Raw genomic sequence first — 24,173 nt, 5'->3', positions numbered from 1 at the left:
TCAATTCCAAGTTACTTTAAGCCTAAGAATCGAATTCTCACTTGCAAGAATACTACCAATAGAAAAATCTAGGAAACTAGTTCTGAAATTACTACTTGATATTTGTGTATATGCATTAAGCACAATCGGATGCCCATCTTTTAACAAAACAAGCTTAGGGCTTCTTGGATAAATTAACATCTCGTCGTCTAGTAAATTTGTAGTTTCAAGCTCAATATCGGCATCATTATTGATTGCTCTTAAAGAGTCAAATAACATATCCTTATATGAATAATTATTATTAGGCAATCTCTCAAGTAACAGTCCTTTAATCCTAGGGGTAGTTAAAACCTTAAAAGGAACACTTCTGTTATCTTCTAAATTAATCTCTCCAATAACAGCATTGCAAGCCTTAACCAAATCCACAGCCGACCCTATCTTTACTGTTTTATCTATTTGCCCTGGAAGATTAAGTAGTCCATACATAGTCTCTCGATTAGATTCATCAACAAGAAGAGTCCTCTTCTTCTCGTCACCTGAAAAGCACAATCCACCCCTTAAGTAATGAGCACTTACCAGTTTATGTATTTCAGCAATTGAATACTTAAGCCCTTCACTCATATTAATATTACTTACAGCCTGTATATCTAACTTCCCATCGGGGGCATAATATGTAAATGCATATTGGAACGGTAAATAGTTTAGTGAAACTACCTGTCTTTTAAACTTAATAGTAGCAACAGTACTAAAATCATTAACCTTAAGTGTTGGAAGGCCTGTTAAATTTGAATGCCACTTTACTACTCTCTCACTTGCAAGTGATACATCACTAATCTCTATTTGCTCATTATCGAAAAAATGATAATATTCCGGTATTGGTCTTTCTACAGATAAAGACTCTCTTACGGTGTTTATAAATTCTTCATTATTAAATAGACTTTCACTCAATTTTTTAATTCTCCTTTTTTAACTAGCTTTCTTAATAGGCTTGCTTATAAGCATAACCCTTGCACCATAACACCCAACTTTATCTTTAAACTGTAAAGCATCGCTTAAAGCTATTGCGTGCATGTAGGTATTTTTATTATCAACCCTCTTAAGAACTCCCAACTCATCAAAAACTAACCTATCTCCAGCTTTAACATCATCACTAGCAAGTAAAACGCACTCAAAACTACTAGCAATAGATACAACTGTAGCAGTCCGGCTAAACTCATCATAGTCTATGCAAACCCCATAAAGATCACCCTCACCACCGCGTGCAACTCTAGCATCAAGTCCATCATCAACAACAAGCTTGACTCCACTTTTATAACAAAAATCAACAGCTTGGTAATTTTCAAACTTATCCGCCACACAGGATTTAAGTCCACCTTTATGTGCAAAATATAAGTCACGAGACCCAAATTTATCTGGCTTATCAAAAACAGATGGGTATGTGTTACAACTCACACTCTTAAGTTTTTCTAAAACTAATGTTTGCTTGTTTTGTTTAAGAGACGCAAGTTCACTCTCTAACTTACTCTTTTCTTGCTGTAATTTAGTTAAATTTGCCTCTAGGTTATTTTTGTCCTGCATAAAATATTCTCCTTAAAACTATTTTTAAAATTAAAAAATTTTAAATTAAAATAAACTAAGACTTAGCGCTATAAAATTCACGCTTAATTTGTCCCCACTCATTAAGCATAGCCTGCCTTAAGTCCTTATAATTCTTTATCTCAACTTCCCTGTCTCGTAAGTTTAACTCCCCCCTTAAGCTCGCCTTACCAAAAGACATCAAGCCGTATGAATTATTACTGTTCCTACGAGCATCAATATTTACATTAGCAAGTCTTGTAAGCATATCCTTAGTCTTAAAGCTTACATTAGCAATATCAAGAGTACCCGCAATCGCTAATATTTGATTATTATCAACATATTTCCTTACAAGTTCAATAGATTGCATGTCTATCACCTCAACCAATGAATGCCCTGCATTTAAAAGCGCCTGCGTGTTGTATCCCGAGCTTAAATTGTCATCTGCAAGTCTAGTTATCCAAACAGCTCTACTAAATAATTCATCACCCGTAGGTACACTACTCTCAAGCTCATCACTAACCTCACCCAAAGGGTCAGTCTTTACCATCTCTTCCAATTCCTTCACCAAACCTCCTTAAAATGAAAAATTTAATTTACTCTTCAAAGCCACAACTTCATCATCACTTAAAGAATTTTGCCTTACAATCTCTAAATACTTAGAACATGCATCTAACATCTTTAAGTCTCTCTCTAATCTCTGCTCATCACTTAATACCAACAAGTCATTAAATCTCATGTTCAGCCTGTAGTACTTATTGAGCTTAAGATTAACCGCAAGTCCAGCCGATTCTTGTACAGTGCACAAAAAATCAATATAGTTAGTTCGGTCTCCCTTGCCATCACTCCCTAACCCCTTGACTTGTTCATTAAAGCTTCTAGTCAATGGTTCCTTAGTATCAGCACCAATTTTTGCTTTAACCAAATCAAATGCATCCTTTAAAAAAGCAAGGTCATATTTTATTACTTCTAAATTTGCATTCTCATCCGCACTGTAAAATATTCCATCATTACTCAAACCTCCCTTAAGCTTTTCAAAAACACGCCCAAGTCCAGATTCAATCCCATCAACATCACGAAGCTCATTCTGTTTAGTACCACTAAAAAATGTAGCAAATAATCCCCCACTCTTACCAATCCTATTAACCTGAGACCTAGCATCATGCAAAGCTTCCATAAGTCCAACAAGCTGTTCATCCTTATAAAACAAAAAATTATACTGCTCAATTCTCTTCTCTATCTCTATATATATCTGTTCCAACAGGCAAATATCTAAAAGTAAACTTTCTGTATAAACGGGTGCATGAGCTTTTAAAATGTAATCAAAGTTTTCATATATTATGACTCTGCTCTTGTGTATCAAAATGCCAACACCATCATCCCGCAAGTATTCAACAAAATCACTATCACGGTTATCCCGCAGTCGCCCATAGTCTAAATATTTAAACCCAACAGGAACCTCATCATTAACACCCCTACTTAAATCCTCATCTAAAGACTTAGGTTTAACCAAAATATACCCAGCCCCATTAAACCGATAACTTATCATAGCCTCAAGAAGAGCTTCTCTCAGTTCTAATTCTAAAGAGCGTAAATCAAAATCAAATCCAGTGCTTAGGAATTCTAACTTAATACCAGGACGTAAGGCATCCTCTGCTGTTGTTTCTATATAATTTCTAAAAAATACCGAATACCTATAAAGCTCCAAAGGATTTATCTTCTCCCTAGAACCTAAAATATTTACAAATCTATTTACATCTTTTTTAAATATCACATTATAAATATACCAAAAAAATCTTATTTTGTATACATTTTAACTTAATATCTTTTATTAAATTAATATGTTATTAAATAATTCTTATTCCTGATGGGCATCTTTTTGGGATATCTTTGTCTCTTTGATGCACACAAGCAAGAGCTCATGAGTAGAAACATCTATTCATGAACTCTTATGAGAAGAATGTAGAATAAAATAACATAAGGCAATAAGCGTCCTTGCTTACCGCTCATGGCATTTAAAAATATTTTCGGGGTCTGCCTCTCCCTCTAGGAATTATTGAAACTAATATCATTACTAAAAGAAAATAGCTAACCTTAATGAACAATATAAAAAATAGCTTAATAAGCTTCATGTGTAATATTAAAATGAATTTAATAATTTTCATGGACACAATTAAGGCAAATTTTATGGTTCTTATGCAGATAAGAAGAGTAGACTTACTAATTCTTTTGAGCAACTCCTTACTCTTCAAAAAGAAAACCTCTTATTTCAAAAATGTGAAACATTTTTTCCCTCTCCGATTTTAAATATATCTCAATATTGAAGATATTAAAGTTTTTTAAAAACAATAATTGAATTTTTATAGGTTGGTTTGAAATACTATTTTTAAATCCTTTTCTTAATTCCCCACATCAAGAACCATTAGCATCGCAAGTGCTAACTACATTTGTTTTAACGTTGTCTAAAGTAGCACTGTCACCATCAAAATAAGCTTTTATAAGTGTTTTAAAAGTATCCTGGGGAGAACTTTGTCCTTCTTGAACATGATTTTTACTTGCACAGCTATCCAATTGTTTTTGTATGTGTTCAAGAGCTTCTATGACCTTTGACTCTTCTAAACCCAAAAGCTTATTAAGTTTAGCCTCATCTCCTAAAGCCTCTTTAAGAAAATTTAAGCCCTTCTTTTGTTTATCATTTAACTTCTCTCTTAAAGTCTCTTCTGCTGTTTTCTTTACTTCATCTTTTCCTTCTCCCTCTTCGATTACCCCATCACCAATCTTAGCCTTAAGGCCTTCACTTTTATTCTCAACTTCACCATTGTATTGCTTACAACCAACCACTAATAGTAGTAAAAATACTACAACATATTTCACTCTTCCCATCATTAACCTCCTTCATTTACACTCTCATTCTCTTTAATTTATTTGCTTAGTTACTTAACTACCAGAACCATTAGCATCGCAAGTACTCTCTGCTTGACTTTTAAAGCTGTCTAAATCAGTATTACCATTTTCAAAATAACCTTTTACAAGGGCTTTAAAAGTTTCTTTACCATTGCTGGCATTATCCCCCGTACAACTTCCCAATTGCTTTTGTATATGTTCAAGTGCTGTTTTCACCTTTCCTTCTTCTAATCTCAAAAGATTATTAAGTTTACCCTCATCTCCTAAAGCTTCTTTAAGAAAATCTAAGCCCTTCTTTTGTTTCTCATTTAACTTCTCTCTTAAAGTCTCTTCTGGTGTCTTATTTGTCTCTACCTTTTCTCCTAATCCCTCTTCTACACTTTTATTCTTAATACTTTTCTCATTCTTCTCAACAACTTCTTCATCATATTGCTTGCAGCTCATCAACAGTAGTAAAAATACTACAACATATTTCATTCTTTTCATCATTAGTCTCCAACATTTAAATTCTCATTATCTTTTAATCTACCTGCTTACTTATTATTTACTCACCATCAGAACCACTAGAATCGCAAGTACTAACTACGCTTGTCTTAAAACTATCTAAATCAGTGCTACCACCTTCATAATAACCTTTTACAGATTGTTTAAAGCTTTCTCGCCCACCTGCTTTATCTACCGTACAACTCTCCAATTGTTTATGTATGTGTTCAAGAGCTGCTTTTACCTTCCCTTCATCCATTCCCAAAAGATTATTAAGTTTCCCTTCATCTCCTAAAGCCTCTTTAAGAAAATCTAAGCCCACTTTCTGTTTCTCATTTAATTTCTCCCTTAACGCCTCTTCTGGCGTTTGCTTTGTCTCTACCTTTTCTCCTAATCCCTCTTCTACACTTGTATTCTTAAGACTTTTCTCATTCTTCTCAACAACTTCTTCATCGTATTGCTTACAACTCACTATTAGCAGTAAAAACAATACAACATACTCTACTCTTCCCATCATTAACCTCCTTCATTTTCTTCTATTGACTGCTTATTTAACTTAACCACCAACTTCACCAGCATCGCAATTACTCTCTGTTTTTATAAGTTGTTCCAGATTAGTATCGTTCCCTCCCAAAGAAGCTTTTACATGTGCTTTAAATTCGTTTTTTTGCCCTTGATTTTTATCTTTGCATTTTTCCAACTGCTTATGTATGTTCTCTAACGCCTTTATAACATTTGCTCCATCTAATCCCAAAAGTTTATTTAATTTCCCTTCATCCCCTAAAGCCTCTTTAAGAAAATCCAAACTCGCCTTCTGTTCATCACTTAACTTCTCTCTTAAAGCCTCTTCCACTGTTTTCTTGTCTTCCTCTTTTCCTTCTTCGCTTACTTCACTTACACTCTTATCTTGACGATTATTTTCACCCTTTTTAGAAATTTCTTCATCGTATTGCTTGCAACTCACTATTAGTATTAAAAGCACTACAAAATACTTCACCCTTCCCATCATTAACCTCCTTCATTTACGTTCTAATTCTCTTTACTACATTTTCAACTTGCCCCATCAAGAAGTGCTACAAGTAGTAACTGCTTCTGTAAGCTGATTTAAGTTGGTACCCTCTGCTCCCAAAGCTCCTTTTACAACTTCTTTAAAAGTTTCTTTCCCCTCACTCGCATTATCTCCCTTACAGCTATCCAATTGTTGTTGTATGTGCTCTAACGCCCCTTTAACCTTTCCTTCACCTAACCCCAAAAGTTTATTAAGTTCAGCTTCATCTCCTAAAGCTTCTTTAAGAAAATCTAAGCCCTTCTTCTGGTTCTCACTTAACTTTTCTCTTAAACTCTCCTCTGGCGTTTTCTTGACTTCCTCTTTCCCTTCTTCGCTTACTTCACTTTCACTTTTATCTTTAAGGCTTTTTTCCTCTTTCTCAATAACATCACTGTATTGCTTGCAACTAACTAGCAGCAGTAAAAACACTACAAAATACTTAATTCTTCCCATCATTAATCTCCTTCACTTACACTATCATCCTCTTTTATTTATTCGCCTATTTACTTAACCACCACCATTAGCATCGCAACCACTAACTGCTTGATTTTTAAAACTATTTAAATCAATGCTAGAACCCAAAGCTCCTTCTACAACTTTTTTAAAAGTTTCTTTTCCACTACTGACATTTTCCCCCGTACAACTTTCCAATTCTTGTTGTATATGATCGAGTGCTCCTTTTACCTTCCCTTCATCCATTCCCAAAAGCTTATTAAATTTACCCTCGTCATTTAAAGCCTCTTTAAGAAAATCCAAACTCGCCTTCTGTGTATCACTTAACTTCTCTCTTAAAGCCTCTTCTACTGTCTTCTTGACTTCCTCTTGCCCCTCTTCGCTTACTTCACTTTCACTTTTATCTTGAGGATTATCTTTACCCTTATCGCCAATTTCTTCACTGTATTGCTTACAACTCACTAATAGCAGTAAAAACACTACAATATATTTCATTCTTCCCATCATTAATCTCCAACACTTAAACATTTAGTACAAAAATATGTGCAAACAAGTATATCTCAACATTTAAAAAAATAAGTTTAAAATAAGTTTATAAAACAGAATTACTTTACAGATTATTTTATTAATTTAGCTAAAGACTAGTTCAAGCTATAAGAGACCTTGATTAACAATTATTAACAAATTACTAATAAAGGAACGCCCTCACTAATTTAGGCATTCCTTTATAAATTTTATTTAATTCTTGACGATTTTATTAAATTCAACTAAAAATCATATTCTTTTAAGATATTAGACATCTCAACTACATATTCCGAATCATCATGAGCTATTAAAGTAATCTTAAGCTTATCTTTTTGTTTAAGTTTATCAACAAACTCACGTCTAAGATAAACAACTAAATTATTTCGTACCTCTACTGGGAAAAGTAAACCCAAAAGCTTTTTATTATTTTCAACAGGTTCTATATGAAAATCCTTAATGCGTGCAAGCTGCACACTAGGCTCTGTTATATCAAACATTGACATTTCTGCCTCTACGCCATCAAAAATAACATTTTTAAAATTAAGCATTCTCTTCTCACCAAGTATTGTAAACTTAAAATGATAATAAGGAAAAGATTCATCTAGCGCCTTTCTATAAGACTCCTCGCTACTTAAATACCCCTCACTATCCTTCTTTAAGATTTCCCTCTGGAAAAGGACGCTTCTTATTCTACTATCATCCCCAAATTTTTGTTCATAAGTCTTAGAGCAAACATACTCACCACAAGATTCCAAAACACCTGCTGATAGCAAAGACAAACTTGACGCACAAAGTAACAACATACGAAAAATTATTGAAACAAATCTCATAAACACACCTCACTAACTAACATTACTAGAAAATCCATCAGGATTTACAAGTTCAACAGATTCAATAAAACTAATCAAATTTTTTGGACTAACCTTAAAGGAATAATTTTTCTCTACACCACTTCCTTTATTAACGGCAACAATAGAAAAAAATAAATCTTTCTCACCAGCCTTACTTGCCATCTCTTTCCATCCCCCCATGCAACGCTCCAAGTCAACGCCAACACTCACTGCCCATAATTCATCAAGCTTATATACTGTCATATCAGAATCAGGTAAAATACAAACTTCACTTCCATTAAATCTTATATCCTTGACTAAAAGCTCATCGCCCTTAAATTGTGCTTCTATGCTAGAATATTCTGCAAAAAGATCATATTTTAATGAAAAAGAATCGTAATCATTCTCCAAATTCAAGTTAACCGAGCCTGCATAACCACTATTGCTAGCATATTCAATTACAACCTTTTCTATTTCCTTATGTGAACTTTTACAAGATATAAACAAACTTGACACAAATAACGAGATTAACAAAATATTTCCTATTCTCATAAATTAAGTACCTCCTAAATATCATCAATATTTTTTAACTTATACTTAATAATTATTAATCTTTAATAACACTATCAATTTTTCGAATAGCAAGCTCCCCTGTAGCTCTAATTGACATATGAATTATGTTCATCAAAGCCTTATCTGCCGATAAAGTTGCCTTTAAAACCTCAAGCACAACTCTTAAAATCTTAGCCCTTTCTGCATCCCCAGTCTCTCTAATTTCCTCCTCAGCATCCTCTATAAGTTCAAGTTCATTATATGTATGGCTCAACCCTTGGTTAATTCGTCTTTCAATATCATCCATAGTATGAAAATCCATCCTAATCCAATAAAATAAGTCTAATATATTATCTGCAACCTGAATCACAAGTGAAGAATCAATTTCTTGTGCAAACTTATCTCTTACAAGTAAAAGATGTTTATTGAGCTTAGAAGTAACAGAAGCAACAATTTCAACCTTCTCCTTTATTCTATCATTCTCATATCTAACTTCTCTTAAAGACGGCGTAACATAAATCTTGTCTAGCTTAGTCATAACAGTGGACACAGTATCCAATGCAATCTTCTCTAGTCTCCTAGCCACATTAACATCTTCACTCATACTTAAGTAATTAGAAATTTCTTCCCTATCCATCACACTCATCTTTAATACAACTAATTTTATTCGAAATAACACTTTTATATTATTTCGAATAAAAAATCAATCCTGATTATACAATAATAAACTATAATATAATTTAAATTTTTAACCAAATAAATATTGTCTATTCATTATATTATCTATTCTTGAAAATTGCTAGAACACAATACTTTAACTCTTTAATTAAGGGCACAACAATACTCTTAACAGGTGATGCGGTTTTTTAGCTAGATAGCTAGATATAGTCTGAAAGTTTTAGGCCAAAAAATTAACCCTAAAACTTTCACAAAGCTTTAGGGTTAACTGCATAAATTATTATTCTTTTACTTAATATTTAATTATTCTTCAAGGCCTGCTTCAAGGCATCTTTCAAAATATCAAATGGACCATCAGAATCTTCAGAGAATACTTTCTTAAGGTCTTCAAAAACCTTATCATGTCCCCGTTTTTGTCCCTTCTTGTCAGTCATAACATCATTAAGATCATCATCAAAAACCTCTGCTAATGTTCCGAAAAATGCCTTTATGCTACTACTTCCACTCTCCAAGTCCAAATCATCTCCAGTCCCAGTAACAAACTTAACTAAAGCATCTACTTGCTCATCTGTCTTAATGTCGTCAGCAGTCTTAATTCCAGCCTTAATAATACCCGCATCACTCTGTCCTTTTGCAATTATTTCTTTAATTTCTGTGGAACTAGAAGCACTGTCTTTAATTAAGCTAAACACCTTATCCATAGACTCCTCTAATTGCTTCCTCTTGGAATAATCAGAATCGTTTTCTTCTAGCCATTTAAAGAATTCTTCCTGTCTAGTCTTAGTTGGACTACTACTTTCATAGAGAACATTACTAGAATTTTCCAGAGTTTCTTTTAAAGAACTAACCTTCTTCTCTTTTTTATCAAGCTTACTTAAACCTGTAGAAGTATCTTTTAAACCTGTAGAAGCATCTTTTAAACCTGTAGAAGCAGCTTCTTGCTGGTCAGCCAGTAAATCAGCCACAGCATCAATATTCCCAATATCTTCATATAATGTGCAGCTAAATGTAAAAATAATTAAGCATGCAAATAAAATACCAATATATTTCATTTTTCCCCTCCTTAAAAATGTATTTTATGTATTGATGAGTACAACTATATCTCAATAACCCAAATAAACATATAAATTTGTCCTTAAAAAGCTTTATGGCAAAAAATTAACCCTAAAGCTCTTCATGAGAGCTTTAGGGTCACGCCTTAATATTATGTATTACTCAAGACTGTACTTTTTCTTCTATCTTTAAATCTTCTTTTAATTTTTTAATCTCATCAGAGCTTTCACATACTCTCTTAAGCTCTTCTAAAATTTTTTCATTGCTTTTTTGCGACTCACCATCTTCAGTCCCAAAAGCATCGCCTAATTTTTGGAAGAATAAACTTAAATTAGTTCCACTCTCTTCACTATGACCAAGAACAGCTTTAATTAAAGCCTCTACTTGCTCATCAGTCTTAATGTCTCTAGCAGAAGTAACTCCAATTTTTTTAACATTCTCATCCTTTGGAGTGCCCTCAACAAAGCTCTTAATTTGTTCTGAATTTTGAGCATGCTCTTTTAATAAGCCGTATACCTTCTTCATAAGCTCTGCTAATTCTTTTCTCTTAGAAAGATCAGGATCATTTTTATCTAGCCAATCAAAAAACTCTTTTTGTCTCTCTTCGTTTTCTTTTCGTTTTTCCTCGCCTTTTCCATTAACCTTAATAGCATCACCTAAAGACCCTTTCAAATGTTCAAATTTCTTACTCTCCTCGCCTTCTAAACCTACGGATGCTACAATTTGCTCAGGCGTACCATCTGCTTGAACAGCCGGAACAGTCTCTTTATCTAGGCTACTTATTTTAGCTTCATCTAAAGGCATAGCTTCGCTTTCTATGCTTGCCTCCTCTTCAGCTAAAGCTTCATATAACTTACAACTGAAAACAAAAGTGCTCATTAAAACAAGCAACATACTTATACATTTCATAATCCTCTCCTTAATTTTGATCGATAGACAATAAATATACAGCAAAAATAGTAAACCAAAATCCCCCACGCTTTTATTTAAAAATAAAGATGACTATGAAATTAAAAGATAGTTTTCTTGTGTTTTTTAATATTTAAATGTGAAATGTTAAGTCTTTGTGTTTGTATCTGTTTTTGAAATAAAAAGAGGCCATAAAACTTATGGCCTGCTTATTTCTTGCTTATAGCCTATTTATTTCTTATTGAACTAGATTCTTAATTACTGTTTCTTTTTTGACAAGTTCCTTGTACTCTTTCCAATACTCACCGTTAACATCAGCAATCTTTTGTAATTCTGCTGTTGCTTTTTCCTTGTCGTTATTACTATTGTGTGATGCCACTACTTTGAGTTGCTCTTTAATCTTGGCTACTAAATCACTTTTAGCTTGCATATATTCTTCTAATAGAGCATCAAGACCAGTTATATCACTCATTGTCTTGTTTTGATTAAGTCCAGATATCTTTGTACTGTTTAAATATTTCTCTAGCATAACTTCTTGGTCAAGACCAATGTTATAGAGCAATACCAAAACATTTTGTGCAAGAAGTGAATTTGAATCTTTTAAATCATCCTTAATTTCACCTAACCCCTTTAATGCCTCGTTTAAGTCTTGTAGTAGACCAACATCATGTCCTAGTCCTGCATAAACTCTTTCCTCTAATTTTTTAGGTTGGAAAGTAGTACTTACTTGTGTAAAAGGAATTTTATCTTTCTGACTATTTTCTGGCTTAAATTCGCTCTTTTTCTTTGCAATCTCTGCCTTGTGGTGACTTACTGTCTCATTTAATACAGTTATAGCCTCTTCTTTTGTTTTTGGTTCAATTTTTACTCTCTTTACTACAACTGTCTCTGTTTGCGCATTGTTTAAGTCTTTGCTTCCCTGAACTGTTTCTGTTTGCTCATTGTCAACTTGACTCTTAATCTCCTTTACTCCGTTTTGCTTACAAGCAAGCATAGCCACAGCTAAAATACAAGTTATAATACTAAACTTTTTCATTCTTACCTCTCCTCGGTTTGTATTTATTATTAGATAATACTTAATCCTATCCAATTAGTAGAATAATGTACTACAATTATTAAACAATAACAATACTAATTTGTAATATTTTAATTTAAAAATATAATATTCTTCTTGTCTACTGCATTAATTTAATATGAAATAAGTAATTACAAGATATTAATCAAAGCTTCTTTAATTTAATATTTTTGTTCAGGTTTTTTTGTTGTTGTTTCTTATACGCTAATTTAAAGCAGAGCTTTTGCAAAAAAGCCTAAAACAACAAAAAGGCCACAAAGGGCCTTCTGTTTAGTTTTAATAGCTAGTTATTACTTAAATAGGTTTTCAATCTCTTCTACCTTTGCTTTAAGAGCTTCAACTGTAGTAAAATAATATCCGGCCTCACCAGGTGTAGTAACATTAGCCGTTGTTTTACCAATTTTCTCCAATTCTGTTTTAAGATCTGCGGTATTACTTTTCTTTACTGCTGCTTTTTCTATCTGCTTTTTAAGCTCATCCATTAATGTCTTTCTCTTGTCAATAAATGCCTGTAATGCTGTGGTAGCGCTAGAGATTTTCTGACTGTCGCTCTTAATTTTTTCCAAGTTTTCGTCACTTAAATGCGTATCTACTAATTTGTTAGTAATCTCATCAAGGGAAACTAAAATAATGAACATGTCGTCAACCACTTTTATTTCGTCTACCTTAGTACCATCACCAAGTTTCAATGCCTTAATTGAATCGTCTAATTTTTTATTTAAATCACTATTATAACCTAAGCTTGCATGTATTTTAGGTTGGTCTTCTGTTGGTTTAACAGTAGTTACTTGTGTAGGAATGTCTACTTTATTGAGTGATGTTAGTCCATCAAATGCTGTTTTTCGGTCACTAAGCTCTTTTTTGTATGCATCTCTTTTGGCTTTTAATGCTTCAAATGGTGATACTTGGGGTGCTGGTGGCGTTTGGGGTGTTCCTTCTGTTCCTGTGCCTGTAGATGCTGGTGGAGGTGTTACTCCTGCTCCTGTTCCTCCCGTTGCTGGTGTTCCTGTTCCTGCCGTTTCTGGTGTTCCTGTTTTTGTTGCCCCTGTTTGTCCCGCTCCTGTTTGTTCTGTTCCTGTCGGTGTTTTCTTACTATCATCACTACCCGACTTACTGTCTGGGTTACAAGCCACTATAGCCACGGATAATACTAGGAAAAACATAATATTAATTTTTTTCACTTTATTCTCCTTGTTTAGTTTTATTATAATTTAATGATATTACTTATTTAGAATAATATTATTTAATAAATATTATAAATTAAACTTCTAATAAAAGTCCATAAATGATGTTTATTAATTTGAGTGTAGCAAGGACTGTAAATAAAAAAAAGGCCACAAAGGGCCTTCTGTTTAATTTTAATATCTAGTTATTACTTAACTAAGTCTGCAATTTCTTTTGCCTTAGCTTGAATACTTTTCTTATATGTAGTCCAGTAGTATCCTTTCTGACCAGATGTAGTAACGTCAGTAGAAGGATTGTCAGAAATCTTCTCTAAGTCTGTCTTCATAGTGTCAAGAGTACCTTTGTTTCCTTGCGCAGTTCCTATTTGATTATTAATAGCAGTTATTAATGAATCTCTACTGTCAGTAAATGCCTTTAAAGCAGTTTTAGCTTTCTCGATTTGCTTCTTGTCATTTTTAATTTTCTCCAAGCCAGCATCGCCCAAATACTCATTCAATACTTTGTTAGTATCTTCCCCAAGAGATTTTAACAACTCCAGTGCTCCAGAAGCAAATTTTATTTCCTCGGCCTTAGCGCTTTGATTACTGCTAGTAATACCTAATGTAGTAATTACCTCCTGCAATTTTCCAATAGTAGAATTGTCATAACCTAAACCAGAATAAATGCTGTCCAGATCTGTCTCTTTAACAGCAGTTACATGTTCAGGAATAGTTATTGCCTTTTTTTGTCCTGATGCTGTACCATCATATGTTTTTTTTGTGGTAGAAAGTTTTGTTTTGTAATCATCTCTTTCTTTTTTTAATGCATTAAGAGCAACTTCATTTTCTCTTCTTGTTAATTCATTGCCTACTCTTTCCTGAAAAGCTTTAGTTTCTGCCTCTTCTCTTTTTGCCTTTTCCTCATCTGTTTCAGGCTTTGGCTTTGTTGCTTCTGCTACTTGGTCTTTTACTAATTCTTTCATTTTTTCGAGTTGTTCAGCCTCTTTCTGTTCCCTAGCTGTTTTTTGCTCTGGTGTTTCACCATCCGTATCTTGTTTACAAGCCATTACAGCCATAGCTAATATTAGAAAAAATATTATATTAATTTTTTTCACTTTATTCTCCTTGTTTAGTTTGTTGATATCATTCAATACTATTACTTATTTAGAATGATATTCATTAATAAAGATTATAAATTAAACCTCTAATAAAAGTCTAGTATTTTTAAAAAGATTAATATAATTTTGTATATTAATTTGAGTGTAGCAAGGACTGCAAAAAAAAGAAGGCCATGTTTGGCCTTCTTTTTTAGCGTTTAAAGCTAGTTATTACTTAACTAAGTTCCCAATTTATATCGCCTTAGCTTCAATATTACTTCTATATGTAGACCAGTAATATCCTTTCTCACCCTCTTTAGTAGTTGAAGTTTTTTTGTCAGAAATCTTTTCTACTTCCGTCTTCAACTCTATTTCATTACTTTTCTTTGATTCTGTAGCTACTACTTGAGTTTTAAGTTTACTTATTAAGTCAGTTCTCTTGTTCATAAATGCCTGCATGCATGGTTACAATTTGTTTAGACTAAAATTACCAACATTATTGACATTTCTTTTTAGTTTGATTATTATTTAATAATATTACTTATTTATAATGATATTTTTTAATAAAGATTACAAATTAAACCTATAACAAAAGTCTAAATCTTGTCTTTCTTTTTAAAAATTGACTCTTATATTGATTCTAATTTTGCATAAGAAAAGCGTTTAAGTAAACGATACACTGGAAATGATTATTTTTAAAAAAAAGATAACTATATAAGGAAACTTAGGGACTATTAGAAAATTAAAATTTCCTAATAGTTTCCTCATACCTTTAAATAAGCATATATCAAAATAAAGATATTCAAATTAAAACCTATAATTTTATATAAAATCAGATTAATAAAAACATTTTTAATTTAAAGATAATTGCCATACGCTAATAAGATTTATTGCCTACTTGGTGTTTGAAAATCATACTTGGATAAAAAATTATCAACTATTAAATTATACTCTTTATTATCATGAGCAATTAAAGTAAATTTTAATATCTTCTGTTTCATTAAAGAGTTAAACAAAGCATCATTAAATGTAATTTTGAAAACATTAACTACCCGTACTGGATATTGCCCCAAATTCTTAGCACCTGCATCATCATTACCTATTTGAAAATAGGCCACGATTGGAGACCCAAAATCTGGTTCAACCATATGGTGTTGCTTGTATATCTTAGCGTCTATTTCATTAAAAATTACATTTTTAAAATTCATTAAAAACCCATTATCAAGTACAACAAACTCTAAATGGTAAGATGGATAAGAATCTAGCAAATTTCGCTTGCCTTCCTCGTCTAGTCCCTTAAAGCTTTCAGAGCCAATATTAACATCTAATTTCTTAAAAAAAATACTCTTGATATTGCCAGACTCAAATTCTTTAAAATAAGATTTGCTCATAATAACATCATTTATTGGGTTAACGGAATAGTAACGCCCCTCCTTCTCACCATTGGAGGTACTCATAAAAATGTTAAGTAGCCCTATGAAGACTACAAGGCAAGTTATAAATAACACAATAAGTATTATCAATAAAATATACCTAATATACCTATACCTAATAAAGCTCATTTGCTCTCCACCAAATAATCTTATAAATCAACCCATAAATCCTTTAACATTCTTGCCGTATTCCTCAATAAGGTCAAAGAATTTCTTGCCTTTCTCTAAACTTAATTTAAAAGAAATATTGCGAACAACACCTGTTCTTCTCTCTATGCATTTGACGCAAAATTTAATACCATCGCCCCTTGCAAACTCCGCTAGCTTTAAATATTCATCCCGAGAGTCAAGGTCAACAAAAAAACCTGTCTTTGGTATTGAGTCGTCAAAACTCAAAATATATTGTCCATCTTCAAATTTGAGTTGGCTAGACGTAAGTAAAACTTCCTGCTCAATATCAACGCCATTAAGGGAAACGCCTACAAGATTAAGAGGTTCATTGTCTGTTATAATCTCAAAATCTAAATAAAACCTTTTATCGGCGCCCTTGTAATCGTAAACAATAGCAACAGAGCCCAACTGATTTATTAAAGCAATCTTAAACTTAACTGCATCTGTATTACTCTGATTAATAATTTCAATCTCTTCTGAAGGGGTTGAAGAAGGCCTCTCCGCATAGACATTAACTATAACCAAAGCAAAACTTAAGGCAATAATAAGCATTATAGCTAAACTTAAACTTAAGAATATGATTCTCATTTTTTAATTATAGTACACAAAATAGCACACGAAAACTCTTTATACGATTATTTTTACTTGTCAAATTTTCTTTTTTGTTAATTTATTTAGGCACAAAATAAAAGAATTAACTAATCAAAATTATTTAATTTCATTGAAATACTTTTAACTTGAATTACTTTTAAACAAATATGGGCTTAAGAAAAGCCTAAAATAAAAACTAAAAGGTAAGAGGGAGGAAGATATGAAAACCACAAAAAATTTATCATTAATTTTCATTTCAGTATTTTTTATTACATGTAATTTAGGAAAAAGCACAGAATTTTCTCAAGATACTAGCCAAGCACAAGCAAAATTACTTGAACTAAACAGGTCTGTGGGGAAAGCTAAGAATACTGGACAATCTAAATTGACACAAAACTCCCCAAGCAAAGAAGAAGAAGAAAAATACGAGACAATAGAGGGTACTAAAAATGTTAAAGCTTTTCTTGTTTTTTCAAGCGATGTAACATGGATTAAAACTAAAGCAATAGCTATTAGAGACCATAAAGGAAACGTTATACCAGAACTTGAAGGAAAAGTTAGATATTCATACTCAATAAGTCCTGTTAAATTGGATAATGAATTTACTAAATACACTATGCCACTTGTGTTGTTTGAGACAACTAAGGGCAATGAAAACCTTGAAGTTGAAAGTTTCACGCTAGAGAATGATTCTGGCCTAGATTTTAATATAAGAGAATATCCAGTGGGGCTGTGGTCTTGGTCTTTTACTACTATATCTATTCCGAAAACAGAAGCTTCATCTGAGAAAGGGTATGCTAACACAAATCCATTTGGGATAATAAAGGGGAACGGCAAGGCAATACCTGCACTTACCAAAAGTAAAACTGTAAAAGCTAAAATAAGAGTTAGAGATAAAAAAGACAATATAACTAATGCAGGTAACACAGGCAATAAAAGTAAAACAGACAATATCGACAGTAGCGTTAAGGAATACAGCATTTTACTTGATTCTAGCTATCTGGTTCGATTAATAAAAGAAACACTTGAAAAAAATCAGGGAATAGAGAATACAGCAAATGATTTCAAGCTTGAACAACCGGCAGTCAAATAAAAAATAACCATCACACCTTATAAACTATTTAGATATAATTAAAAGAGAGAGGTTTATTATTTAACTTCTCTCTTCTGATTTTCTTTTAATCTCATATATATGAGTTTTAAAATGTACATTGGGCCCTATTATATAGATTAATTTCATTAATGCTTTGGATAACTATTAAATTTATCAAAATAATTGTTATGTATAAAATTTGAAATATATTTGCACTTTTGAAATAAACCTGTTATTATTAATAAAAAATATGTAAACTATTATATCTATACGGATATAATAAAAGGAGAATGTTTAATGAAAAAAATTATCTTAACAGCTTTATTAGCTTTATTTGCTTTGGTAGCTTGCAAGAATGATGGTGTTGACGTGAGCAAAACAGCAGCAGCATCAATCGATGAGGTTGTGAATTACCTTACAACTACTTATTCTCTTGCAGACAAGACAAAAGTGTACGACAATACTGCAATTAAGACAGTAATTGATGGTTTAGGAGATAAGAAAACCAGTTTCTTGAAGGCTATTACTTTAAAGAAAAATAACACAGAAGAGAAGAAGTTTAAAGATGCTCTTAAAGAAATGAACTTAGCAGAAACTGGTGAAGGTAGCTTTGAAGCAATACTTAATACACTTAAGGGAAAAACAACAGCTATAGCAGCTAAAGCAGCTCAACAGTAATAAGCTAATATTAGCTTTTTGTCTTAAGACGGACAAAAACACCTTTGAAGATGTTATTTATAAAATCTTAAGTCTTGGGTACACACTAGTGTACCCTTTTTTTTAGCTCTTGGTACGCATCAAGAATTAACAAATGTAGCTTTATGTTCCTTGCAACTTAATCTAGGTTAAGGCTCTACTTTCCTTAAAAACAAAACCTTCACAAGGAATACCCTTTGTGAAGATTTGATTTTTTAAAACTTGTATTCATCCATTAAAATATGAATAAACTAATTAATCATCTTTTACCAAATGACTTGTTGCAAAGATTACTTACTTTTCGCTTCTGGTGTATCTGCTTTCTTCTCTGTTTTTACATTTTCATTTCCTGCTACATTTGCCTCTGCTTTTCCAACATCAACTTTATTATTTCCTTGATTACATCCAATAACAAACATTGAAATTGCAAATACAAGTAACATTCTTTTTCTTATTGTCATAAGATGACTCCTTGAAAAAATTTTACTATATTAAAAGATATTACATTTTTTAATTTTTACAAATAATTTTGTTAAAAATATTAATTTTAATTCTTAATTAAAAGTTATTGGTCATACATGTCTCACAAACACAAAAATAAGACCTTAAGGGAATCCTTAAAGTCTCTGATACATAATCAATTATAGTAACAATTTCTAAAAACACTTCATTATTACATCTAATCTTCCCTTAAAGTAGTAGAATTATCACTCTTATCCGTGATTTTATAATCTACCTTAAGGTCTTTTCTAAGTTTATCCAAAACATCAGCTAAAACTTTTCTGTTAGCTTCTTCATCTCTTTTTGCAGCAATATCGTCAAGATAATTAGGTACTACAGTATGAGAATACACATAAGTTTTTATTAATTGCATTGATATCAAATTTACTAAATTCATATACCTCTCTACTATTGTTATCTACAGTTAGCACTTGAGGCTGTTTATTTAGTATCGTGCTATTATCTACAGATTTTGATGATGCATTATTATCTAAACTAACTTCAGTTTCCTTTTTTATTAGAGACTGCTTGTCTGTCTCCTTATCTCCACCTCTATTTCCTGCTCTTTTTTTTCATATCTTATTTCCTCTTGTTTATCTATTATTGCCTTTCTAGTCTCATCAAACTTAAAACTAAGTTGACTATTTCCTTGATTGCAAGAAATGAAGGCTAAAGACATCAATACGAGAAACAAAAAGTAATTTTTATTTTTCATATTACTCCTTTAAAAATTTATAATTTAAATATACTAGATTAACTTCTCTCACACTCCAATACAAAAAAATGAGACTTCAAGTTTTAACTCAAAGTCTTTTATACTCTTTTTACAAATAAATACTACAATCATCTATTTTTAAGATTGTTTTTAAGCTTATCTAAAATTTCACTAAGATACATCTCTATCTCATTATCTAACCTCTTAAGTCTTTATTAGTCAGATGTACAGGAGGATTCGCCTCCGACTGATGATTCTTCTTATCCTCTCTTTTACCTCCCTCTGGACTATCACTTTGCTCAGTGCCACCTACTCCTTCACTTGAAGAAGACATTTCTTCTGTATCATCCTCTTTATCATCTTCACTATTATCGCCTTTCTGACTATGCTTTTGCCCTCCACTAGATACTGCTCCTCCCTTTGCCTTCATTTTAATATCATTATTTCCTTGATTACATCCAATCATCAACACTGATATCATAATCAAGATTAACAACTTCTTAATTTCATTTCTCATTAAGTCTCCTCTCCTCTATAAAAAAAATGAAACTTCAAGTCTTAACTCAAAGCCTCTTATACGCTTTTTACAAATAAACACTACAATCATCTATTCTTAAGATTGTTTTTAAGCTCATCTAAACTCTCTCTAAGATATATCTCTACCTTATTATCTAACCTCTCTTAAGTCTTTATTAATCAAAGAATAGGTTGAGGAGGAGGACTCGAAGACGCCGGCTGCTTATTCTTATCCTCTTTTTTACCTCCCTCTGGGTTATCACTTTGCTCAGTGCCACCTACTCCTTCACTTGAAGAAGACATTTCTTCTGTATCGTCTTCATTGTCTTCTTCACTACTATTGTCGCCTTTCTGACTATGCTTTTGCCCTCCATTAGACACAGCACCTCCTTTAGCCTTCATTTTAATATCATTATTACCTTGATTACATCCAACGAAAAACATTGATATCATAATCAAGATTAACAACTTACTAAGTTCATTTTTCATTTAAATTCCTCTCCTCACACAAAAAAATGAAACTTCAAGTCTTAACTCAAAGTCTCTTTTAATCAACTTACAAATAAATACTCATCATTTATTCTTAAGATTAGTTCTAAGTTTTTCTAAAAGCTCTAAAATCTTCATTAAATCCTGATTAGTTTTATCATTCCTTCTTATCCTTTCCATATAAAGCTCAATAAGATACCTCTCAATCCTATTGTCTAACTCTTTCAAGTCTTTTTCAATTAATAACTTAAACTGCCCAAAACTCAAAGCCTCCCTTTTAACTCTACCTGCTTCATCGCTTAACATAGAGCCGTCTACACCTTCACTTGATGAAGATATTTCATCTGAATCTAAATCATCGTCGCCACTATTGTCGCCTTTCTGACTATGCTTTTGTCCGCCACTAGATACTGCTCCTCCCTTTGACTTCATTTTAATATCATTATTACCTTGATTACATCCAACAAAAAACATTGATATCATAATCAAGATTAACAACTTACTAAGTTCATTTCTCATTTAAACTCCTCTCCTGACTCAAAAAAAAGAGACTTCAAGTTTTAACTCAAAGTCTCTTTTAATCAACTTTCAAATAAATAATAAAGTCTTCTATTCAAGCTATTTATTACACCTAAGTTTTTCATAAAAATATCACAAAACACTCAATCTATGTTAAGGTCTCTTTTAAGCTTAGCTAAAGCCTTAATTAAAGGCTCACGACTTTTATCCCTATTCTTTCCTAGTTCACTTTTCTTCTCCCCTTGTGCATAAAAGGATGCAGAAAAATCAGAAAGATATTGATATGTTTTATCATTTAATTCTGTTAAATCTTCCTTAATTAATCTCTCAAACTGATCAGAGTTAAAAGTTTCTCTTTTAACTCTACCTGGTTCATCGCTTAACATAGAGCCATCAACGCCACCACCAAGTGAAGACATTTCATCTGAACCCGAATCATCGTCGCCACTATTGTCGCCTTTCTGACTATGCTTTTGCCTACCACTAGATACTGCTCCTCCCTTTGACTTCATTTTAATATCATTATTTCCTTGATTACATCCAATGAAAAACATTGATATCATAATCAAGATTAAAAACTTCTTAAGTTCATTTCTCATTTAAATCCCTCTATTTTATTAAATAAGATAAATTAACTTATAATATATTCCAAAAAAAAACGAAACTTCAAGATATACCTCAAAGTCTCTTATAACTCTTTATCCATTTATGTGCAAAACACAAAACTACTCTAGCCCTTAACTAGAATAGCTCATTTTTGTCAATTAATCCTGATTTTTTTATCTTTAGTTCAGAATTTTATTAAGCTCATTGTTCTTATTTACAAGCATTATATGAAGATCGTTCATATTAATTATTTTCAAACTAAGCTCATCATTAGCAACAGTAGATGTTACTTTGTTGCCAATCTTACCCAACATTTCATCTATTTTCTTCTCCATTTCTACAAACATTGTCTTGTCTGACTGTCCCAAAAGGTATGCCTTACTCTTAAGTCTGTCTGACTTGCTCTTAAGTGCATCTGAAAGATTATTTACAGCTGTAATGAAGGCTTCTTTATTAACTCCATTAATATTCATTAAATAAAAAGATCCTTGTATACCATTATCTATTTCTGATAATCGCTTTTCAACTGAATTGAAAACAATTTTATTACTGTGACTCATAGAAGCTACTACTGGACTCTCATTAGTAACTGTCTTCTCTGCCGGCTGTACCAAACTCTCTGGTGCATCACTTACTGCAACCTTTTCTTGCTTAACTGTCTCTACTGTATGATTGCTAGTCCCTTCTCCTGTATCAACAGTAACTACCTCTAGCTCATTTGACCCCTTATCTGTTGATTCTACTAGCGTATTTTCCAGGTCTCCTAAATTATTTAACTCTCTAGTCTTCTCTGACAAATCACCACTGTGATTACACCCAACGAAAACCATTGTCATGGTAAATAAAACTAATATTCCTTTTGTATTAAATCTCATATTTATTAATCTCCTTATCACTTTTTTAGTATTAAATTGTACTAATACTAAATTAGTTTAATACTATATTATATCTTTTCATTTTTGTAAATAGTTTTTGTTAAAAATAATATTAATTTGTTATAAACCCCTTTTGTGCTTATCTTTAACTACCTTAAACTTGACTACTACTTGTAGTGGTACTAGACTATCTATGATGACGCCAGCAATATAACTCTTGTATTTTAATTCCCCTACACATAAATTATGTTTTCCCCCTACTTAATGGCTTTTTAAATACTAAAAACACAAATAATAAAATATTAATTAATTTTTAAAAAAAACTTAAACTAACTTTGATATTTATTAAATTGAGATATAGTTTTATTTAGGTATGTTATAAAATGTTATTTCGTTTTATAACCGATTTAATGGGAAGAGAAGTGTTATGAAAAAAATTAAATATACTGTATTTCTTAAGTTTGCTATGAATAAGTTTTTAAGCTCATTTAAGTTTTATTCTATATCTTTGACATTTCAATTAATTTAAGAAAACAGTATATAAATTTTACCCCTAACAAACATATTTAAAATTGTGTTCATATTTAAAACATGTAAATACTCAACAAGACCCCTTAGGGGTCTTTTGAATATTTACTTACTAAGCTTTTTTTTGCCAAATTTTTACTAACTTATAAATCTTAATGATTTTATCCTACTTTGTACTTCCACTCTCATTTCTTCTAGTTAACTACGCTTTATAAAAGACTAATATTGTCAAAACACCATCTCCAATAATATGGTCTATGCTTACTACATTGTCAGCTCCAACCTTGTAAATAAAATCCTTAATAACTGTTGATAAGTCATTATGCATAATATTTCCTAGCTTAGTCCCATCTACAGTTAAGATATCCCCCATAGTTGCCTCATCCTTTTGAGTTAAATCCATAGTTATTACTTCTATTTTCACTTTCTCATTTTTTTGCTCGCTCTCGGCAAATACATTAAGATTTAAGCAAAATAAAAGCATAAAAATAAAATTACGCCTTCTCATCTTTCTCTCCTTAAGTTTTCATTTAAACTTACACCACTATTCTTTATAAGGCACTCAATTTAACATTTAGGAAAACTTAAAAAATGAATGTAAAATGAGCTAATGATTGTTAAAAATACTCAAATGAGCTAGCTAAACAAAGGGATAATCTTTAACTTCATTCCCACCCACAAAACATTTAGGTTCTCTTCCAAGTCTACCCCTAACATTAATATAACTCATATTACTTCCAGTATAACCATCAATATAAACATCTAACATATATTGTTTTTCTGAAAGACCTCTTTCCTTGCAAGTTACCCACAACTCAATAGGAGAAACGCTTCCAAAGCTATCTACATGAGCCTGCTCTAGTTTCATCCAATCATCAAGACGTAATTCAATTGAAAAATAGGTCTTAAGTTTTCCTCTCGCGTATCCACTAAATTTCCCAGCAACAGCAGGATTCCCAATTCCATATGGTACAGGTTTCTTTTCCTGTTCTGCGCTAAAATAAATATCTTTAACCTTAATAGGTGACTTTACTTTATCTGTATGTATTGTTATTGATTCGTAAGAAGAATTTCTTCCACTAAATTCTATCATTTAATACCTCCTTTTTTTTATCT

33 protein-coding genes are annotated in these 24,173 nt (G+C 31.8%); 2 read left to right on the top strand and 31 right to left on the bottom strand.

From position 1 onward, the window contains the following. The 21 genes from DB313_RS04810 to DB313_RS04710 form a co-directional block, all read right to left on the bottom strand. On the bottom strand, positions 1–927 hold the full coding sequence (locus DB313_RS04810; protein WP_120104742.1) for a hypothetical protein: 927 nt from the start codon (positions 925–927) through the stop codon (positions 1–3). Positions 928–945: 18 nt separating this feature from the next. Beyond that, positions 946–1,557, bottom strand: coding sequence for a DUF228 domain-containing protein (locus tag DB313_RS04805; RefSeq protein ID WP_120104741.1), 612 nt, complete (start codon positions 1,555–1,557; stop codon positions 946–948). 55 nt (positions 1,558–1,612) lie between these two features. Then, a complete protein-coding gene (locus DB313_RS04800) occupies positions 1,613–2,122 on the bottom strand; it encodes a DUF1357 family protein (protein WP_238614539.1) in 510 nt (169 codons plus the stop codon). A 9-nt stretch (positions 2,123–2,131) separates the two neighbouring features. After that, complete coding sequence (locus tag DB313_RS04795; RefSeq protein WP_120104740.1) at positions 2,132–3,328, bottom strand: anti-CBASS protein Acb1 family protein; 1,197 nt, start codon at positions 3,326–3,328, stop codon at positions 2,132–2,134. 638 nt (positions 3,329–3,966) lie between these two features. Continuing rightward, positions 3,967–4,437: an Mlp family lipoprotein gene (locus DB313_RS04790; RefSeq protein WP_120104739.1), complete on the bottom strand. Its 471-nt coding sequence runs from the start codon at positions 4,435–4,437 to the stop codon at positions 3,967–3,969. Between the two features lie 54 nt (positions 4,438–4,491). Further along, positions 4,492–4,944: an Mlp family lipoprotein gene (locus DB313_RS04785; protein ID WP_120104738.1), complete on the bottom strand. Its 453-nt coding sequence runs from the start codon at positions 4,942–4,944 to the stop codon at positions 4,492–4,494. A 58-nt stretch (positions 4,945–5,002) separates the two neighbouring features. Next, positions 5,003–5,458 carry an Mlp family lipoprotein gene (locus tag DB313_RS04780; protein ID WP_238614538.1) on the bottom strand — a complete coding sequence of 152 codons (456 nt, stop codon included), beginning with the start codon at positions 5,456–5,458 and terminating at the stop codon, positions 5,003–5,005. Positions 5,459–5,497: 39 nt separating this feature from the next. Further along, entirely contained in the window at positions 5,498–5,950 is a 453-nt protein-coding gene (locus DB313_RS04775; RefSeq protein WP_161555021.1) for an Mlp family lipoprotein, read from the bottom strand. Positions 5,951–6,004: 54 nt separating this feature from the next. Next, positions 6,005–6,445, bottom strand: coding sequence for an Mlp family lipoprotein (locus DB313_RS04770; RefSeq protein WP_238614537.1), 441 nt, complete (start codon positions 6,443–6,445; stop codon positions 6,005–6,007). Between the two features lie 51 nt (positions 6,446–6,496). After that, a complete protein-coding gene (locus DB313_RS04765; protein WP_120104734.1) occupies positions 6,497–6,946 on the bottom strand; it encodes an Mlp family lipoprotein in 450 nt (149 codons plus the stop codon). Positions 6,947–7,209: 263 nt separating this feature from the next. After that, the gene (locus DB313_RS04760; RefSeq protein WP_120104733.1) at positions 7,210–7,797 is read right to left on the bottom strand and encodes a hypothetical protein; all 588 of its coding nucleotides are present in this window, start codon (positions 7,795–7,797) and stop codon (positions 7,210–7,212) included. Between the two features lie 12 nt (positions 7,798–7,809). Beyond that, positions 7,810–8,349, bottom strand: coding sequence for a hypothetical protein (locus DB313_RS04755; RefSeq protein ID WP_120104732.1), 540 nt, complete (start codon positions 8,347–8,349; stop codon positions 7,810–7,812). 55 nt (positions 8,350–8,404) lie between these two features. After that, the gene (locus tag DB313_RS04750; RefSeq protein ID WP_120104731.1) at positions 8,405–8,986 is read right to left on the bottom strand and encodes a hypothetical protein; all 582 of its coding nucleotides are present in this window, start codon (positions 8,984–8,986) and stop codon (positions 8,405–8,407) included. Positions 8,987–9,326: 340 nt separating this feature from the next. Next, entirely contained in the window at positions 9,327–10,079 is a 753-nt protein-coding gene (locus DB313_RS04745) for a hypothetical protein (protein WP_120104730.1), read from the bottom strand. Positions 10,080–10,242: 163 nt separating this feature from the next. Next, the gene (locus DB313_RS04740) at positions 10,243–10,989 is read right to left on the bottom strand and encodes an Mlp family lipoprotein (RefSeq protein WP_120104729.1); all 747 of its coding nucleotides are present in this window, start codon (positions 10,987–10,989) and stop codon (positions 10,243–10,245) included. A 238-nt stretch (positions 10,990–11,227) separates the two neighbouring features. Next, positions 11,228–12,025 carry a hypothetical protein gene (locus DB313_RS04735; protein WP_120104728.1) on the bottom strand — a complete coding sequence of 266 codons (798 nt, stop codon included), beginning with the start codon at positions 12,023–12,025 and terminating at the stop codon, positions 11,228–11,230. A 329-nt stretch (positions 12,026–12,354) separates the two neighbouring features. Continuing rightward, the gene (locus tag DB313_RS04730) at positions 12,355–13,245 is read right to left on the bottom strand and encodes a hypothetical protein (protein WP_120104727.1); all 891 of its coding nucleotides are present in this window, start codon (positions 13,243–13,245) and stop codon (positions 12,355–12,357) included. A 191-nt stretch (positions 13,246–13,436) separates the two neighbouring features. Then, complete coding sequence (locus tag DB313_RS04725) at positions 13,437–14,342, bottom strand: hypothetical protein (protein WP_120104726.1); 906 nt, start codon at positions 14,340–14,342, stop codon at positions 13,437–13,439. A gap of 234 nt (positions 14,343–14,576) precedes the next feature. After that, positions 14,577–14,771 carry a hypothetical protein gene (locus tag DB313_RS04720; protein ID WP_120104725.1) on the bottom strand — a complete coding sequence of 65 codons (195 nt, stop codon included), beginning with the start codon at positions 14,769–14,771 and terminating at the stop codon, positions 14,577–14,579. 440 nt (positions 14,772–15,211) lie between these two features. Further along, positions 15,212–15,781 carry a hypothetical protein gene (locus DB313_RS04715; protein WP_238614536.1) on the bottom strand — a complete coding sequence of 190 codons (570 nt, stop codon included), beginning with the start codon at positions 15,779–15,781 and terminating at the stop codon, positions 15,212–15,214. A gap of 132 nt (positions 15,782–15,913) precedes the next feature. Continuing rightward, positions 15,914–16,516, bottom strand: coding sequence for a hypothetical protein (locus tag DB313_RS04710; protein ID WP_120104723.1), 603 nt, complete (start codon positions 16,514–16,516; stop codon positions 15,914–15,916). A 223-nt stretch (positions 16,517–16,739) separates the two neighbouring features. On the opposite strand from DB313_RS04710, the gene DB313_RS04705 reads away from it, so the two are divergent. Both DB313_RS04705 and DB313_RS04700 read left to right on the top strand, forming a co-directional pair. Next, a complete protein-coding gene (locus DB313_RS04705; RefSeq protein ID WP_120104722.1) occupies positions 16,740–17,612 on the top strand; it encodes a BB0158 famile outer surface lipoprotein in 873 nt (290 codons plus the stop codon). A 297-nt stretch (positions 17,613–17,909) separates the two neighbouring features. Further along, on the top strand, positions 17,910–18,290 hold the full coding sequence (locus DB313_RS04700) for a hypothetical protein (RefSeq protein WP_120104721.1): 381 nt from the start codon (positions 17,910–17,912) through the stop codon (positions 18,288–18,290). Between the two features lie 308 nt (positions 18,291–18,598). Here DB313_RS04700 and DB313_RS06440 read toward each other — a convergent pair whose 3' ends face one another. From DB313_RS06440 to DB313_RS04655, 10 genes are all read right to left on the bottom strand, one after another. Continuing rightward, complete coding sequence (locus DB313_RS06440; RefSeq protein ID WP_161555020.1) at positions 18,599–18,769, bottom strand: hypothetical protein; 171 nt, start codon at positions 18,767–18,769, stop codon at positions 18,599–18,601. A 218-nt stretch (positions 18,770–18,987) separates the two neighbouring features. Continuing rightward, entirely contained in the window at positions 18,988–19,206 is a 219-nt protein-coding gene (locus DB313_RS04695; RefSeq protein ID WP_120104720.1) for a hypothetical protein, read from the bottom strand. A gap of 120 nt (positions 19,207–19,326) precedes the next feature. After that, positions 19,327–19,524: a hypothetical protein gene (locus DB313_RS04690; RefSeq protein ID WP_120104719.1), complete on the bottom strand. Its 198-nt coding sequence runs from the start codon at positions 19,522–19,524 to the stop codon at positions 19,327–19,329. 196 nt (positions 19,525–19,720) lie between these two features. Continuing rightward, a complete protein-coding gene (locus DB313_RS04685) occupies positions 19,721–20,041 on the bottom strand; it encodes a hypothetical protein (RefSeq protein WP_120104718.1) in 321 nt (106 codons plus the stop codon). Between the two features lie 179 nt (positions 20,042–20,220). Beyond that, the gene (locus tag DB313_RS04680; protein WP_120104717.1) at positions 20,221–20,529 is read right to left on the bottom strand and encodes a hypothetical protein; all 309 of its coding nucleotides are present in this window, start codon (positions 20,527–20,529) and stop codon (positions 20,221–20,223) included. Between the two features lie 84 nt (positions 20,530–20,613). Further along, on the bottom strand, positions 20,614–21,048 hold the full coding sequence (locus DB313_RS04675) for a hypothetical protein (RefSeq protein WP_120104716.1): 435 nt from the start codon (positions 21,046–21,048) through the stop codon (positions 20,614–20,616). A gap of 143 nt (positions 21,049–21,191) precedes the next feature. Further along, on the bottom strand, positions 21,192–21,647 hold the full coding sequence (locus tag DB313_RS04670) for a hypothetical protein (RefSeq protein WP_120104715.1): 456 nt from the start codon (positions 21,645–21,647) through the stop codon (positions 21,192–21,194). Between the two features lie 186 nt (positions 21,648–21,833). Then, entirely contained in the window at positions 21,834–22,529 is a 696-nt protein-coding gene (locus DB313_RS04665; RefSeq protein WP_120104714.1) for a hypothetical protein, read from the bottom strand. Positions 22,530–23,259: 730 nt separating this feature from the next. Continuing rightward, the gene (locus tag DB313_RS04660) at positions 23,260–23,565 is read right to left on the bottom strand and encodes a hypothetical protein (protein WP_120104713.1); all 306 of its coding nucleotides are present in this window, start codon (positions 23,563–23,565) and stop codon (positions 23,260–23,262) included. A 132-nt stretch (positions 23,566–23,697) separates the two neighbouring features. Then, complete coding sequence (locus DB313_RS04655; protein WP_120104712.1) at positions 23,698–24,150, bottom strand: hypothetical protein; 453 nt, start codon at positions 24,148–24,150, stop codon at positions 23,698–23,700. Between the last annotated feature and the right edge of the window lie 23 nt (positions 24,151–24,173).

It is taken from the genome of Borrelia turcica IST7 (assembly GCF_003606285.1).
GTDB classification, from domain to species: Bacteria; Spirochaetota; Spirochaetia; order Borreliales; family Borreliaceae; genus Borrelia; species Borrelia turcica.
The sequence above is the reverse complement of the archived record's forward strand: the minus strand, read 5'-3'. Positions and strand labels throughout refer to the sequence as shown.

Excerpts from the sequence above, each read along its gene's own strand:
- DB313_RS04755 (WP_120104732.1), bottom strand. The coding sequence starts at position 8,349 with ATGAGAATAGGAAATATTTTGTTAATCTCGTTATTTGTGTCAAGTTTG.
- DB313_RS04660 (WP_120104713.1), bottom strand. The coding sequence starts at position 23,565 with ATGAGAAGGCGTAATTTTATTTTTATGCTTTTATTTTGCTTAAATCTT.
- DB313_RS04670 (WP_120104715.1), bottom strand. The coding sequence starts at position 21,647 with ATGAGAAATGAACTTAAGAAGTTTTTAATCTTGATTATGATATCAATG.
- DB313_RS04780 (WP_238614538.1), bottom strand. The coding sequence starts at position 5,458 with ATGATGGGAAGAGTAGAGTATGTTGTATTGTTTTTACTGCTAATAGTG.
- DB313_RS04675 (WP_120104716.1), bottom strand. The coding sequence starts at position 21,048 with ATGAGAAATGAACTTAGTAAGTTGTTAATCTTGATTATGATATCAATG.
- DB313_RS04720 (WP_120104725.1), bottom strand. The coding sequence starts at position 14,771 with ATGAACAAGAGAACTGACTTAATAAGTAAACTTAAAACTCAAGTAGTA.
- DB313_RS04765 (WP_120104734.1), bottom strand. The coding sequence starts at position 6,946 with ATGGGAAGAATGAAATATATTGTAGTGTTTTTACTGCTATTAGTGAGT.
- DB313_RS04690 (WP_120104719.1), bottom strand. The coding sequence starts at position 19,524 with ATGAAAAATAAAAATTACTTTTTGTTTCTCGTATTGATGTCTTTAGCC.
- DB313_RS04700 (WP_120104721.1), top strand. The coding sequence starts at position 17,910 with ATGAAAAAAATTATCTTAACAGCTTTATTAGCTTTATTTGCTTTGGTA.
- DB313_RS04790 (WP_120104739.1), bottom strand. The coding sequence starts at position 4,437 with ATGGGAAGAGTGAAATATGTTGTAGTATTTTTACTACTATTAGTGGTT.
- DB313_RS04665 (WP_120104714.1), bottom strand. The coding sequence starts at position 22,529 with ATGAGATTTAATACAAAAGGAATATTAGTTTTATTTACCATGACAATG.
- DB313_RS04750 (WP_120104731.1), bottom strand. The coding sequence starts at position 8,986 with ATGGATAGGGAAGAAATTTCTAATTACTTAAGTATGAGTGAAGATGTT.
- DB313_RS04705 (WP_120104722.1), top strand. The coding sequence starts at position 16,740 with ATGAAAACCACAAAAAATTTATCATTAATTTTCATTTCAGTATTTTTT.
- DB313_RS04680 (WP_120104717.1), bottom strand. The coding sequence starts at position 20,529 with ATGAAAAATGAACTTAGTAAGTTGTTAATCTTGATTATGATATCAATG.
- DB313_RS04715 (WP_238614536.1), bottom strand. The coding sequence starts at position 15,781 with ATGAGTACCTCCAATGGTGAGAAGGAGGGGCGTTACTATTCCGTTAAC.
- DB313_RS04655 (WP_120104712.1), bottom strand. The coding sequence starts at position 24,150 with ATGATAGAATTTAGTGGAAGAAATTCTTCTTACGAATCAATAACAATA.
- DB313_RS04745 (WP_120104730.1), bottom strand. The coding sequence starts at position 10,079 with ATGAAATATATTGGTATTTTATTTGCATGCTTAATTATTTTTACATTT.
- DB313_RS04740 (WP_120104729.1), bottom strand. The coding sequence starts at position 10,989 with ATGAAATGTATAAGTATGTTGCTTGTTTTAATGAGCACTTTTGTTTTC.
- DB313_RS04735 (WP_120104728.1), bottom strand. The coding sequence starts at position 12,025 with ATGAAAAAGTTTAGTATTATAACTTGTATTTTAGCTGTGGCTATGCTT.
- DB313_RS04760 (WP_120104733.1), bottom strand. The coding sequence starts at position 7,797 with ATGAGATTTGTTTCAATAATTTTTCGTATGTTGTTACTTTGTGCGTCA.
- DB313_RS04685 (WP_120104718.1), bottom strand. The coding sequence starts at position 20,041 with ATGAGAAATGAAATTAAGAAGTTGTTAATCTTGATTATGATATCAGTG.
- DB313_RS04775 (WP_161555021.1), bottom strand. The coding sequence starts at position 5,950 with ATGATGGGAAGGGTGAAGTATTTTGTAGTGCTTTTAATACTAATAGTG.
- DB313_RS06440 (WP_161555020.1), bottom strand. The coding sequence starts at position 18,769 with ATGACAATAAGAAAAAGAATGTTACTTGTATTTGCAATTTCAATGTTT.
- DB313_RS04785 (WP_120104738.1), bottom strand. The coding sequence starts at position 4,944 with ATGAAAAGAATGAAATATGTTGTAGTATTTTTACTACTGTTGATGAGC.
- DB313_RS04710 (WP_120104723.1), bottom strand. The coding sequence starts at position 16,516 with ATGAGAATCATATTCTTAAGTTTAAGTTTAGCTATAATGCTTATTATT.
- DB313_RS04770 (WP_238614537.1), bottom strand. The coding sequence starts at position 6,445 with ATGATGGGAAGAATTAAGTATTTTGTAGTGTTTTTACTGCTGCTAGTT.
- DB313_RS04695 (WP_120104720.1), bottom strand. The coding sequence starts at position 19,206 with ATGAATTTAGTAAATTTGATATCAATGCAATTAATAAAAACTTATGTG.
- DB313_RS04805 (WP_120104741.1), bottom strand. The coding sequence starts at position 1,557 with ATGCAGGACAAAAATAACCTAGAGGCAAATTTAACTAAATTACAGCAA.